The following is a 13188-nucleotide window of genomic DNA, read 5'->3' as shown; positions in this document are numbered from 1 at the left end:
TTGAGCAGAGGTTATCTACCTATTAGAAAAGAGAAAGTAGGGATCCCAACCACCAAATCGCCATACCACTGAAGACGATAAGTCCAGCCCACCAAAGATTAGACAAACTACGAATGGCTTTTTCTGGGGAATTTCTCCCTCCCATAGATTCTAAATCTAGCAGCATCTCCATATTATGCTCTGAAAATTCTTTGAAGATTTTCATAACATAAGGATGGTCTTGGAGAATGCGCTCGCCATCTAGCCCTAAGTAGGCGGCATATTTCTTGATAAATCCCTGAGCGTAAATGGGAGAGATGAGCTTGCCTAAATAGCCGTTTTCTATAGCTTCTAAACAGGAGTAACGTATGGATGTCGCTGCTTCTACATCTTTTAAAGATAAGGACTGTTCTTCGCGTTTTGTGCGAAACACCTCTCCTAAATGTAAGAGCTCTTTATGAATTTGTTCTGCCATAGAGATTCCTCTGCGGGTACCTAAATGCTAAACTCTAGATCTTTCTAGAGTCTTCTCGCCTTATTTTCTGTACAATAAGACTCTTTCCTCTGTTTCAAGATCCTGCTCACTTGCGGGAATATACAGGATTCACGTTTAATTTGTACTTCAAAAACCGCATTATACACTATATATCCTTATGCTATGTATAGCATAACAATAAATATACCTAGTAAAAACATACATGGGGATAGAGATTGCCCATCCTAAGTATGCCAAAAGAATTCGACGCTTATGTCCACACCGTTTGTTACTACACTCTCTCCTTCTCTCCACGGCTTACTGAAAGATCGCCTTGAGGAAAAGGGTTTTATTTTCACGCAACCCCAGCACACGATTTTCCAAGCACGTTCTCCTTCGGTAAGCTGTACTCTCTATAACTCGGGGAAACTCGTTGTTCAGGGAAAAGGTGCACAAGAGTTCATTGATTTTTTCTTAGAACCGGAAATTTTATTAACCTTTACCCACAACCGTATGGAGAAGGATCTGCGTCCTCGCCTAGGTGTAGATGAATCCGGGAAAGGAGATTTTTTTGGTCCTCTATGTATTGCGGGAGTCTATGCTCGCGATGCGGAGACTTTGAAAAATCTGTATAAAACAAAAATCCAAGATTCAAAAATGCTCAATGACAACCAAATCCTAGCATTAGCAAAAACCATTCGAGCATGTTCTACATATGATGTGATGATTCTTTATCCTGAGAAATACAACGAACTCTATGCAAAGTTCCATAATCTGAATCTTCTTCTAGCCTGGGCTCATGCGACGATTATCGATCAACTTGCTCCGCGTCCCTCTGGAGAAGTCTTCGCTATCTCAGACCAATTTGCCTCATCAGAAAGTGTTTTACTTCAAGCACTAAGAAAAAAAAGCACGGATATCTCGGTAATTCAAAAAGTCCGTGCTGAGCAAGATATCGTTGTGGCTGCAGCTTCTATATTAGCAAGAGAAGCCTTCATTCATACTATCACCAAACTCGAACAACGTTTTTCTGTAAAGTTACCTAAAGGAGCCTCAGCTCATGTGAAATCTGCAGGGAAAACTATATTAAACACCCAGGGAAAAGAGATTTTATCGCTTGTTTGTAAGACGCATTTCAAAACATTCTATGAAATTTGTGACTCTACAGATATATGACAAGGCGTTATGGAAAACCAACACAAACTGTAGAAATAAAGATCGGCGGATCCCATGCTCTTGTGAAAATGAGTAGTAATCTATCCTATGAAAGTATAGTCTAATTTTCATTAAGATAGGTCAAAATGGCTAACGCCCGTCTTCAAAAAAGACAACCTCTCCTTCTTAAAAAACATTACTGAGAGGATAGTTTCTTGTAGGAGTTGTAAATAGAGATATGTTGAAGTTGTTATTTCATGTGATGACTCTAGCTGGTCATCTTCTCTCCACACCCATCTACATTATTCATGATGCTTGCGGTATCGACAAAGAAACCCGTGAAGCTTCTCCTAAGCCCCATCCTTTTTCCTTACAAACTCAATACCTACAAGTAGAAAAAGCTGACTTTAAAAAATTAGCCAATCAATCCCTGGGCTACCGTCAATTTGACACGACTGTACTGTGTACTCTCCCGATCACATCACAAACTGGAGCCATCTTTTCTACAGGGTATGTAGGAGCGCGTATCCTTTGGGATAATGCTCAGCCTGTAGTTGGAGATCCTAACTCTTTAGGGTACTATACCTTCCAAAAGAAATCGTATTATAGTTATATCTTGCTGTCTGCAGGAGTGTACACCTTGTCATTAAAAAATTGGCAATGGTCTGCAGTTGTATCCAGCCTGATCGATCCGGAAAATATTGAGGCGGGCTATAGCCTCTACCAAGCGGTAATCTCTGGGAAATATCAAGCTACACAGCAACTCTCTGTGATTTTTGGTGTCATTAATGAAACAGGATTGCATCAAGAAAAGGCCTGGCCTTTACTGGGTGCCACATATAAGCCTAGTGACAAACTTACCATCAACTGCATCTATCCGGTCAACTTCTCTGTAGAGTATAATTGCACCTCTGTTTGTGATTTTGGTGCTGCCTATCGCCTCACGCGATTAAGAAAAAAACTCCATCCCAATGATCTTCCTTCTTCTCGGGGTATCTTTGAATACCAAGGCCGGGAAATCGAGGGCAATGTTAAACTCTATCCATGGCCAGGCAGCTTCGTGAAGTTATTCTATGGGTGGTCTATCGGTAGTGATATCTCACTCGCTGATAGCCACAACAATAACGTGACGAGTTATCCGTTTAAATCTTCGGCTTTCTTCAGTGGATCTGCTGTACTTTCTTTTTAGAAGAAAATCCCCAGCATTTATTTTTCACCGTATAAATCACAGGGCTGTTACCGATGCCCTGCCAGAATCCTCTGTGTAAGTTGGAATTTCGATTGTAGTAAATTTTACAACTATCTAGAATGTTCGCATTCTAAAATGTAGGCGCATTTTTAAGGTGAAAATGAATTGTCGTGAAGTTTGTAAAGAAAGCTCACAGATTTATTTTGATTCTACTTTTCCTGAGAGGGTTTTAGCGCGTCGTTGTCAAAATAAAGCGGAGCAATATCCCAAAACAGCCATGGCCATTGAAGTATTCGCCGCTGTTGTTTTTGGGACAATTAAAATTATTACTTTCCCTTTAATGACATTCTCTAACTTATTATCCATTCCCCTTACCTTCATAATCACAGCCATCCGATCAAGAGACTGCAGCCAAGCTCTTTCTTATTTCACTGCTTGGGTGATGAGTTTGCTAATTTCTGCGGTGATCATCTGTACTGTTTTCGGTTTAGTGATGATCTCTCCACAAGTAGTTTTCTTTATGATCGGTGTCTTCGGAGCTCTGGGTGCCAGCGCTACCCTTTTAAACATTCACCGGGAATTATTTCCTGTAAGATCTTTACAAACTCCAGAGATTAAAAGAACTGCCAGCTTAGAAGAAAACACCTCGTCTCCATCCGTCGTAGAACTCTCACCGACACAGAACCAGCAAAATTCTTCTGAAGCCGCAAACCTCGATGCGTAAACTCCAGAAAACGAAAATATTGAATTTTTCATTTTGTTCTTACTAGGTCATATCTCGGGAAATCCTCACCTGAAGTTTTGCTAAGGAGAGGATCTTTACCTAAAATTAACATAGTTAAAGAATAAAACTATCACAACTAAACGAAGATAACTTTTATAATATAATTTACCAGTTGTTAACTAACACATTTAAAACTGTTTTAACAACTAAAGACTATACAAAGAAAAATAGAGCTGAATACATGGGCAATCCTTTAGATCCTTTAGGGCAATCACACCAACCGATTCCAAGAAATCACGTACCTGCATCGCCTACAAGCATAGGTAAGCGTATCGGAGCGACTTCCACAGGATTTTTTGGCAGGCTGCTTTCTCTTCCTGATCGTAATCCCAAGATGCGTTACATCTTTGACATAGGGATAATTGCTATTGCTGTGATCTCGATCATTGGTATTCTTGTCACCTCTCAGGGGCAAGGTTTATTACTCTTTGGATTAATTCCCGGGTTTATCTTTGGTGCTTTGGGATTGACTATGCTCGTTTCTGATATTGCCGACACACCAAAGTCACAAAAAATTGCCGACACGATCACAGCTGTTCTTTTACCCTTTATTCTTCTAGGCATTGCTTCGGCTTTAATTGCCTCTGCCTACTTCACTGCGGGAGGTAGTACGCTTATTCTGACGAATCCTCAATTCCTTATGGGCTTTATGACCATAGGTCTGGCGTTAGTATCATTGAGTAAGGTCACGTTCCAACACTTTAAAACTCAAGCTTTAATCAAGGCTCAGCAAAAAGTTATAGACATTTCCGAGCAGTCTATCACTCCCAATGCACCTTCTGAAAGAGATGCCAGACGTGTTTCTCAGGAAAGAAGACGAGATTTTGCTTCCGAGGCTCGACGTGAGCATGCAGATCAAGAAAATCGCACGAATGCCCGGCATAGATACGTCAGACAAAACTCCCAAGGAGTGCTGCATCATACATCTGGCAATCACCTAGAAGCCTCAGAAGCGGATTCTGACTTTATATCCTTAGAAAATGAAGAACACTCTCTATTTTCACCTAGGGACTTCTCATTCCTTCATGACTTATATAATCCATTTTCTCCTAACTACCAAGCTCCCTCGTCATCATTACCTCTAGAGGAGTCGTCATCTGCTGTACAGAACCTTCCTTTAGGTCAGGCTGTGACTAGCGAGCCTGTAAGGCCAGGGCCTCTTACCTCCACACCACGGAGGGTAAGTCGCGTAGAATCGGTAACTTCAACAAAATCCCGTAGTAGAGACGAAGAACAACAAAGTAGAGATCAGAGTCATAGCGATGACGAATCTTCTGATACGGAAGGTTCGGAATTAGAAAACCCACGCGATAGGAAAAAACGAAAGAAGAAAAACTAAGTTTTTTGGACGTCGACGTAGGCAAAATAAAAGAGCTCTTTTGACGTTAAAAACGTCAAAAGAGCCTCCGTTCCCTTAGATACGCAATAGCATAAGACAAACGATAAGATTTTTCAATTATTATTTACTTAATTCCACAAGCAAAAGTTCATTTACCCTATTTGGAGGGGCCTTGCCCTGGGTACGTTTCATAATTTGCCCAACTAAAAATCCTAACGCCTTGGTCTTACCACTTTTGTAGTCTACGACAGACTGCGGATTTGCGGTAATCACCTCGGAAATGATCGCCACCAACGCACTTTCATCTGTCATGGGCAACATTTCAGGATTTTCTTTGAGGATAGTCTCAGGACTCTTTTCAGGAGATTCCATCATCATGTCTGCGATATCCTTAGCGATCTTTCCGGTAATCACGCCTTGATCAATAAAATTCACAAGCTGAGCTACACTACTGGGCAGGATACCTGAGAAAGCGAGATTCTTACCCTTGAGTTTACAACGTCCGGCAAACTCAACAGTTAACCAATTAGAAAGGGCTCTGTAGTTTTTACATTCCTGAGCGGCTAATTCAAAGAAGTGCGCACTATGCTTATCGCTAATTAAAATGGCAGCGATGTCTTCGGCAAGAGCATATTCGTGCAAATACCTTTGGTATTTGTTGAAAGGGAGCTCGGGAAGCGTATGACGAATTTCATCAATATATGCTTCTGTTAATTGCAATACTGGGAGATCAGGCTCTATGAAATACTTGTAATCTTCAGCTCGTTCCTTAAGACGCATCAACACTGTTTTTTTCTTTTCAGGATCCCAACGGTATGTCGCTCCTGGAATAACAGTTTTGGGGTCTGCATTTGGATTGTCTAAATATGCATCGATCTGACGACAACGCTCGGCTTCTAGAGCTTGGGCCATAAAAGCAAAGGAGTTCATATTTTTAATTTCTACTTTATTGCGTAGTTCTTCGCTACCTTTAGGACGTACGGATATGTTTACATCAAAGCGTACCGAGCCTTCTTCCATATTACAGTCAGAAATGCCTATGTAGTCTAATAAGGATACCAAAGCTGTGGCATAAGCAACAGCATCATCAGCACAAAACATGCACGGCTTAGACACAATCTCTATTAAAGGTACACCAGCGCGGTTATAATCTACTCCAGCAAATTCTCCGAAATGTTTTAGCATACCGGCATCATCTTCGATATGCGCTTGAGCCAGTTCAAAATGACGTTCCTCACCGTGAACGATAGCTTTTATATGTCCTCCTCGCACAATAGGATGTTCGAATTGGGTAATTTGAAAATTCCTTGGGCTATCGGGATAAAAATAGGACTTTCTATCAAAACGGCTGAGCAAAGCTACTTCGCCTTCAACAGCACAACCAAATAAAACAGCCTTTCTCACTGCTTCTTTATTCAGTACTGGCAGTGACCCCGGCATGCCGGTGCATACAGGAGAGATGTTTGTATTAGGTTCGTCTCCAAAACGGTTGCGTGCACAACTGAACAATTTAGATTTTGTGTTTAATTCTACGTGGACTTCAAGACCTATGACGGATTCCCAATCAGCATAAACGTCGCTCATTATTTCACCTCTCCATCAACAAGTTTGTTACATCCTTTAGGGTATAAATTCTTAATTCCTGAATGTTCTTGGAAGCTATAGCCTACCTGGCACACCTGTTGATCTTTACCCTTTTGTCCAATCACCTGGAATCCTAGAGGCAGCCCTTCTCGAGAAAACCCTGAAGGAACGGCGATAGCTGGGAGGTAGGCTAAATTCATAGCCACGGTATAGATATCCTGGAGATATAGAGAGGTAGGATCAAGGATTTCGCCATCGGCGAATGCTGGGCATGAGCATACAGGCATCGCAATCACATCACACTTTTCATAAGCTTTTTGAAAAGCTTGAATGATTTTTGCTCGAATTGCGGAGCCTTTCTTATAATAGACATTTTGGCGCTCAGTGGATAACACATAGTTACCTAAAAGAATCCTACGCATGACTTCCTTACCGAAGCCTTGTACGCGGGAGATCGTATAAATATCTTCTATACTATGCGCTTCTGGAGAACGATAGCCGTAACGAATACCATCAAATCTTGCAAGATTTGTTGCGGCTTCTGCAGAAGCGACAATGTAGTAAACAGAGACAGCGTGATCTAAGATGTTAAGATCCACTTCAACAATGCGGCTACCCTGACGTTCCAAAATACTTAAAGAGGCAAAGAAATTCTCTTTAACATCATCACGTAAACCGTCTAAAAATCCCATAGGCACGCCGATCAAACTCGGAACGTCTAAAGACAAGGCCTCTTGGAAAGATCCTGTAAAAAACTTCTGAGAAGTTGCATCTCTATCATCCTTACCTGCGAATACATCCATAGCTAAGGCGACATCTTCGACAACTGTTGTTAAAGGGCCTATCTGATCTAATGAAGACCCAAAAGCGACTAAACCGTAACGGGAGACGGCTCCATAGGAGGGCTTAAACCCCACAACTCCACAAAATGCTGCTGGCTGACGTATAGATCCACCGGTATCCGAACCTAACGCTATAGGACAAAATCTTGCAGAAACTGCGGCGGCGGATCCCCCTGAAGATCCTCCTGGCACACAGGATAAACCCCAAGGATTTTTCGTAGGATGGAAAGCAGAATACTGCGTTGTCGATCCCATAGCAAACTCATCCATATTGAGTTTGCCTAAAATGACCCCATCTTCAGCTTCTATCCGTTCGACGACTGTAGCATCAAAAGGCGCTATATAATTTTCTAACATTTTAGAAGCACAAGTGGTGCGCAAACCCCGAATATGAATATTATCTTTTATCCCGATGGGGACACCTGCGAGTTTCCCCAAAGGTTCTCCTCGCGCCACTTTCGCATCTATGATAGCTGCTTTCTCATAAGCTCTTTCTTCACAAAGAGAAAGAAAAGCTCCTATCTGATTGTCTTCTGTTTTTATTCTATTATAAAAATACTTTGCTATTGCTGTAGCTGAAGACTCTCCACTCACTACGGCATTTCTTAACTCTAAGGCACTCTTCTGATACATATCTTCCTAAAACTGTGATCTCTACTTAATGACTGTGGGTACTTTTACTAATCCCCCTAAGGATTCAGGGACATTAGTTAGAAACTCCTCACGAGAGAAACTTGAGGCAACGATATCTTCTCGTAAATCTTCGGGACTGATCACATGGGATAAACCAACCTCAATAACCACGTCGGTTACATCCATAGCGATGGATGCTGCCATAGTTTTAATGACTTCATTTAAAGAACTTTCATACTCTTGAATAAACTCTTCGCTTAATTCCAGAGCTGAACTCTTCGCCAGAAGTATAATGTCTTCTCTAGTTACATAGGGTTGTGTCATTTTTCTAATCCCGGTAGTTTATTCCGATGAAGCTAATATTCACTTTGAGTTTTTATAACAAAAAACTTCTTGCACAACTTAACTCCTTGTATACAAAAAGTCAATGTCTCCCCAATAGCCTGAGAACAAAAAAAAACTTTATTAAATTATAAAAAAGATTAAAAGATGGAATTAAGTATACATCACTTAGGAGAAAAGCAATGCTAGGCAAACTCGTTCGGGGACTATCCTCTCTTATTGTTGTTCTTGGTGCATTGAACGTAGGAATTATAGGATTAACTCATCATAAAGTAAACCTTATTGCTCGACTATGCGGGGGCGCAAGTGCAACAGCAACACAAATTACTTACATTATTATTGGAATCGCTGGGGTGATTTCTTTAGTCAGTTTTTGTAGTTGTCGTGCTAGAAAACACCAAAATGGAGATTGCTGTCCTAAAGGACACACATCTCATCATTGTGATCCCAAAAATTAAATTCCCTTCTTAAGCAAATCGAGATTTCTTCCTAAAATAATTCTCCTAGTTTTATAGAAGTTAAAGAGAAAAATCAAAAGCTGCGAGATTTTCCGTAGCTTTTGATATTTTTCATTTCCAATATCTCTCCAGTTATTCCCCTGTTTCCTCTCGTCTAATGTCTCTTGATTTTTTAATTTCCACTACCTATTGCGTTGAGCAATCCTTTTTATCACCAAAAGAACCTTGTTATGAAGTCTTCTGTTCCTTGGTTGTTAATCTCATCAGCGATTACATTCCCTCTATCATCTCTTGCTACTGAAAAAGCTGCGCTATCCTCTGCACCTCAAAACACAGGGGAACAAACACTAAGCTCTAGCGATAATTACGATGGAAGCAGTTCATCCGACACGCCTTTCACATGTAAAAATTCCTCTTTTGCCTCAGGAACTACTTATACTCTTACCAGTGATGTATCCTTTACCAACGTAAGCAAAACTCAAGATCCTAAATCACAACAATCCACCGCGGAATCACAAAATAGCTCTCAAGATACAGATAAGACGGATTCTCCATCCGCCCCAACCACAGACCAAAGCTCTGATATAGAAAATAATAAGGACTCTAAAGGAGAAGAAGAAGAAAATCATCCACCCCATGTTCTACCAGAACATTCCCCGACAGTGGATACAGGTGAAGAGGTCACGGCTCCTACTGAAGTTCCAGGAACTTCTGAAACTATAGAAACTGTTGGAACTCCAGGAGCTTCTGGAACTCAAGGAGCACCTGAAGACAAACAAGATAAAGAATCTTCTGAAGAGGCAGGCAGTACAAAAGTAGAAGAAAAGACAGAAGCAGATCACGAAGCTAAAGAAACTGAAAAAGAAAAGGAAACTTTAGAAAGTTCACTACCCCATACCCCCTTATCTTTCACCGCATCATCGGATGTTGCCAATGAGCATGGCTCTCCAAGTCCTGAAACCAAAACACCACCGACTGCGGTAGCATCGCAAGCCAATGGTGAAACTAACAAAAGTTGTTTCTCCAATACGGATGGCTCTCTTACTTTCGTTGGGGGCAATCACTCGTTAACTTTTAGTAACATTAGCGTAACAGCTCCAGGATCTGCTATAAACAACAGTGCGGGATCTGCTCTCACATTTTCAGGATTTAAAGACCTGTCTTTTGTTTGTGCTACAAACCAAGATCAAACAAAAGCGGATAGTGCAATCTATGTAGGCCCCAAAGCAACTAGTGGTGATGGTGAACTCAGTGTACAAGCAGAGGGAAGCAAAGCAAATTCACATACTGAAGGTAGTGTTAACACGGCTTTAATCAAGTATGCAGGAATACCCGCGGATGCTACTGCTACAAATGGAGAATCTCAAGAAGATCCTGCTACAAATGTCGCACCTGCCACTCAAGGTGGCGCGGAAAAAGAAGAGGCTGCGAATTCTCCTGACATTATCCTTAAACAAAATGTAAATATCACATTTAGTAGCAACTCCTCTAAGACAGCGGGTGGAGCTATCCGTGTTTCCGGATCAGCAACCATAGAAAATAACACTGGCACGTGCACTTTCTCGAACAATAATGCTAAAGAGCAAGGCGGGGCCATCTCTGTTAATGGCAACTGCGATATCACAGGGAATAAAAACGTTGTCTTCTCTGGCAACCAAGCTCAAGAAATCCCCGCGCCTTCAATAGTTACTGTGGAAGAAGCTGCTGTCGAGGAACCAGTAGAGGCTAAAGGATCTGGTGGGGCAATTTATTGCGTAAAAGCGCCGATTTCTATTCCTGCTACGCCTATCCAACCACCTAAACAAACGCTTCCATCTCTAAAATCAGCCGCACTATCAGGAGAAACGCATGCGAAAGTCGCACAAAAAGAAGAACCTTCTCCTGATCCCTGTTTAACTATCTCAGGCAATGCTTCAGTTATATTTGATAATAACTCTTCTACAGTTACAGGCGGGGCTATTCATGCTAAGAAAGTCGTTTTATCCTCTAGTGGAAACATGACTTTCTCCAATAACTCCTCGGGAAAAGGTGGAGCGATTTATATTGCCGATGGTGGTGATATCAGCATCACTGCTACTACAGGATCAATTATCTTCCAAGGCAATAAAGTTACAGCAGCTGATTCAATTACGCTACCTACAAAGAAAGAAATAGCCATAGCTGCTGAATCTATTGAAGAGAAAACAGATCCTTCTCAAGCAAGTGGTAGTGCATCTGCAGGCATGACCTCAGCATTTTTCACTTTGGCGAATAAAGCAGAAATACCAGCTGAATCACAAGCTAAAGAAAATAGTAAACCTACGTGTAACTCGATTCATTTAGGTAGTGGCGCTAAAATTTCACAGCTACGTGCGCAAACAGGACAAACCATCTTTTTCTATGATCCTATCACAACTACAGCACCGGCTGCTGCTGCAGTTGTTACCGCAAAACAACCAGAGGCTTCCCTTGCTAAAGCGACCTCTGGGATCCCCGCTTCAGCGTCTGCAGTATCTGTGCCCGCCCCTGCTCCAACAAAAACTCCTCTAAAAATCAACGCTCCAGACACACAAGATCCAGAAATACAGAAAGTTGCAGCTGAAGCAGCCCAACAATCTGCAGTGTATAACGGAAAAATTGTATTTTCAGGAGAGAAGCTCTCAAGTGAAGATGCTAAAAATCCTTTAAATGCAACAAGTGTTATTCATAACGATGTATCTCTTGAAGCCGGAACTCTTGTTTTAAGCAGTGGTGCAGGTCTTCTTGTGGATTCTTTCACTCAGAAAGAAGGCTCTTTAATCGTGATGGATGGAGGAACCTCCATCATCACTAATGTGACTCCTGCAAGCGAAGGTCTACAAAGTCGGTCTACACCGCCATCTCCTAAAAATGCGATTCCTGTAATCAGGGCTGTATCCAAAGTCATAGCGTCTTCTTTAATCAACCTCAGAGAAAGAGCCGATTCTGGGGCAGGAGCTGTGGTTCCTACAATAGAAGAAAGTCCCGATGGCTCGATTACCATTACCAACCTTGCTGTGAACTTAGATTCTTTAGAGAATGGAAAAGTCATTACCCTAGCAGCTAAAGGAGGAAGCGGTAGTGTTACCTTAACTGGGGATTTACAATTCCAAGATAGTAGCCAAAATTTCTATGACAACCCCTTATTAAATAAGAATTTCACATTAAACTTCTTAGATATTTCTGCGCCCGATGCAGAGAAAATCCATACCGAGGGCTTCAATATCATCCCTCAAGGAGCTACAAGTTCTAATCTTGGTTATCAAGGAAAATGGGAAGTTACTGAAGTTAAAGACTCGAGTGGAAAAGTCTCATTCGAAATGAAATGGGTGTCTACGGGTTACATACCGACAGCTAATCGACGTGCTACGCTCGTCCCTAATAGCGTATGGTGTTCTGCTATTGATATGCGTGCATTTCAAAATCTTGTTGAAGTTAGCACCGAAGGTGAAGACTTCCACAGAGGCTTATGGATTTCAGGGATTTCGAACTTCTTTCATAAAGACTCTACGAAAGTACAAGAAGGATTCCGTCATATCAGCTCTGGATATGTTGTTGGTGTAAGCACACAACCTATCTCTAATAAAGTGATGGATCTTGCTTTCTGTCAAATGTTAGGGAAATCTAAAGATTACCGCCTTGCAGATGCTCGATCTCATGTCTATGCAGCTTCTATCCATACAAAATGCGAGAAGTTAGTTAACCACTATACATTTTCGAAGAGAAAAGGAGCTATACTTGCACGCAAGCCTGAGAAGTCCCCTATCATCTTTGATGCACAACTCAGTTATAGCTTAAGTCATAACTCTATGACGACAAAGCATACACCCAATCCTTCATCGAGAGGAAAATGGAACAACCACTGCGTAGCTGGTGAACTTGGAAGTTACCTTCCTATACTTGTGGATCATCCGGCAATTGAAGAACTCTTTCCTTTTGTTAAGCTGCATATAGTCTTTGTACAACAAGAAGATTTCAAAGAAACCCAAGGAGGAACTGAAAATAGGAACTTCCAAAGTGCGCACTTTGTCAACGTTTCCTTGCCTCTTGGTGTGAGATTTGAAAAAACAAACAAGCTCAACACCTACAATATCAGGCTTGCATATCAACCGGATATTTATCGCGATGCTCCAAAATCTAAAGTCTTTTTACCTTCTGTACATACTGCTTGGTCTACAGGAGCAACAAATTTATCGCGACAAGCCATGATCCTTGATGGTTCTGATCATCACCATTTAACAGACAACCTAGAAGTATTTTGCCATGGAGCTTTTGAACTCCGAGGATCGTCTAGAAATTACAACGTGGACATAGGGGGTAGATACAAATTCTAACAAGCAGTCCTCTCTAGAACGCAGGGGCCTCTTACCAAAAATGACAAAAACATGTCAAGTCTTTTCTGTATTAGACT

Annotated in this window: 10 protein-coding genes; 6 read left to right on the top strand and 4 right to left on the bottom strand. The window is 41.4% G+C overall.

Features of this window, described 5'->3' with window-relative positions; genetic code table 11:
• Positions 1–22: 22 nt before the first annotated feature.
• Complete coding sequence (locus CHAB577_RS01560; protein ID WP_006343944.1) at positions 23–454, bottom strand: helix-turn-helix domain-containing protein; 432 nt, start codon at positions 452–454, stop codon at positions 23–25.
• A 273-nt stretch (positions 455–727) separates the two neighbouring features.
• Between CHAB577_RS01560 and rnhC the strand changes: the two genes are divergently transcribed.
• The 4 genes from rnhC to CHAB577_RS01540 all read left to right on the top strand — a co-directional run bounded on the left by rnhC (position 728) and on the right by CHAB577_RS01540 (position 4921).
• Positions 728–1630 (top strand): ribonuclease HIII, encoded by a 903-nt coding sequence (gene rnhC / locus CHAB577_RS01555; protein ID WP_006343943.1) that lies wholly within the window; start codon positions 728–730, stop codon positions 1628–1630.
• Positions 1631–1847: 217 nt separating this feature from the next.
• Entirely contained in the window at positions 1848–2798 is a 951-nt protein-coding gene (locus CHAB577_RS01550; RefSeq protein WP_011096960.1) for a hypothetical protein, read from the top strand.
• Positions 2799–2958: 160 nt separating this feature from the next.
• Positions 2959–3522 carry a DUF5422 family protein gene (locus tag CHAB577_RS01545; protein WP_006343941.1) on the top strand — a complete coding sequence of 188 codons (564 nt, stop codon included), beginning with the start codon at positions 2959–2961 and terminating at the stop codon, positions 3520–3522.
• Positions 3523–3763: 241 nt separating this feature from the next.
• Positions 3764–4921, top strand: coding sequence for an IncV family inclusion membrane protein (locus CHAB577_RS01540; protein ID WP_173024154.1), 1158 nt, complete (start codon positions 3764–3766; stop codon positions 4919–4921).
• Positions 4922–5041: 120 nt separating this feature from the next.
• On the opposite strand, the gene gatB is transcribed toward CHAB577_RS01540, so the two are convergent.
• Genes gatB through gatC form a run of 3 tightly spaced genes read right to left on the bottom strand, consistent with a single transcriptional unit; the run spans position 5042 to position 8304 of the window.
• Entirely contained in the window at positions 5042–6505 is a 1464-nt protein-coding gene (gene gatB / locus CHAB577_RS01535; RefSeq protein ID WP_011096958.1) for an Asp-tRNA(Asn)/Glu-tRNA(Gln) amidotransferase subunit GatB, read from the bottom strand.
• The gene (gene gatA / locus CHAB577_RS01530) at positions 6505–7980 is read right to left on the bottom strand and encodes an Asp-tRNA(Asn)/Glu-tRNA(Gln) amidotransferase subunit GatA (protein ID WP_011096957.1); all 1476 of its coding nucleotides are present in this window, start codon (positions 7978–7980) and stop codon (positions 6505–6507) included. Before gatA ends, gatB begins: the two co-directional genes overlap by 1 nt.
• Before the next feature lie 21 nt (positions 7981–8001).
• On the bottom strand, positions 8002–8304 hold the full coding sequence (gene gatC, locus CHAB577_RS01525; protein ID WP_011096956.1) for an Asp-tRNA(Asn)/Glu-tRNA(Gln) amidotransferase subunit GatC: 303 nt from the start codon (positions 8302–8304) through the stop codon (positions 8002–8004).
• A 200-nt stretch (positions 8305–8504) separates the two neighbouring features.
• Between gatC and CHAB577_RS01520 the strand changes: the two genes are divergently transcribed.
• Together CHAB577_RS01520 and CHAB577_RS01515 are read left to right on the top strand one after the other, a co-directional pair.
• Complete coding sequence (locus CHAB577_RS01520) at positions 8505–8780, top strand: DUF378 domain-containing protein (protein ID WP_011096955.1); 276 nt, start codon at positions 8505–8507, stop codon at positions 8778–8780.
• 230 nt (positions 8781–9010) lie between these two features.
• Positions 9011–13111 carry a polymorphic outer membrane protein middle domain-containing protein gene (locus CHAB577_RS01515; protein ID WP_173024153.1) on the top strand — a complete coding sequence of 1367 codons (4101 nt, stop codon included), beginning with the start codon at positions 9011–9013 and terminating at the stop codon, positions 13109–13111.
• The last annotated feature ends 77 nt before the right edge of the window (positions 13112–13188 follow it).

The organism is Chlamydia abortus (assembly GCF_002895085.1).
GTDB lineage: Bacteria > Chlamydiota > Chlamydiia > Chlamydiales > Chlamydiaceae > Chlamydia > Chlamydia abortus.
This window is presented reverse-complemented; position numbering and strand designations above follow the sequence as displayed.

What these genes read in the sequence shown, in the direction of transcription:
- CHAB577_RS01550 (WP_011096960.1), top strand. Translation starts at nt 1,848, where the DNA reads ATGTTGAAGTTGTTATTTCATGTGATGACTCTAGCTGGTCATCTTCTC.
- rnhC (WP_006343943.1), top strand. Translation starts at nt 728, where the DNA reads ATGTCCACACCGTTTGTTACTACACTCTCTCCTTCTCTCCACGGCTTA.
- CHAB577_RS01515 (WP_173024153.1), top strand. Translation starts at nt 9,011, where the DNA reads ATGAAGTCTTCTGTTCCTTGGTTGTTAATCTCATCAGCGATTACATTC.
- gatB (WP_011096958.1), bottom strand. Translation starts at nt 6,505, where the DNA reads ATGAGCGACGTTTATGCTGATTGGGAATCCGTCATAGGTCTTGAAGTC.
- CHAB577_RS01560 (WP_006343944.1), bottom strand. Translation starts at nt 454, where the DNA reads ATGGCAGAACAAATTCATAAAGAGCTCTTACATTTAGGAGAGGTGTTT.
- CHAB577_RS01520 (WP_011096955.1), top strand. Translation starts at nt 8,505, where the DNA reads ATGCTAGGCAAACTCGTTCGGGGACTATCCTCTCTTATTGTTGTTCTT.
- CHAB577_RS01545 (WP_006343941.1), top strand. Translation starts at nt 2,959, where the DNA reads ATGAATTGTCGTGAAGTTTGTAAAGAAAGCTCACAGATTTATTTTGAT.
- gatA (WP_011096957.1), bottom strand. Translation starts at nt 7,980, where the DNA reads ATGTATCAGAAGAGTGCCTTAGAGTTAAGAAATGCCGTAGTGAGTGGA.
- gatC (WP_011096956.1), bottom strand. Translation starts at nt 8,304, where the DNA reads ATGACACAACCCTATGTAACTAGAGAAGACATTATACTTCTGGCGAAG.
- CHAB577_RS01540 (WP_173024154.1), top strand. Translation starts at nt 3,764, where the DNA reads ATGGGCAATCCTTTAGATCCTTTAGGGCAATCACACCAACCGATTCCA.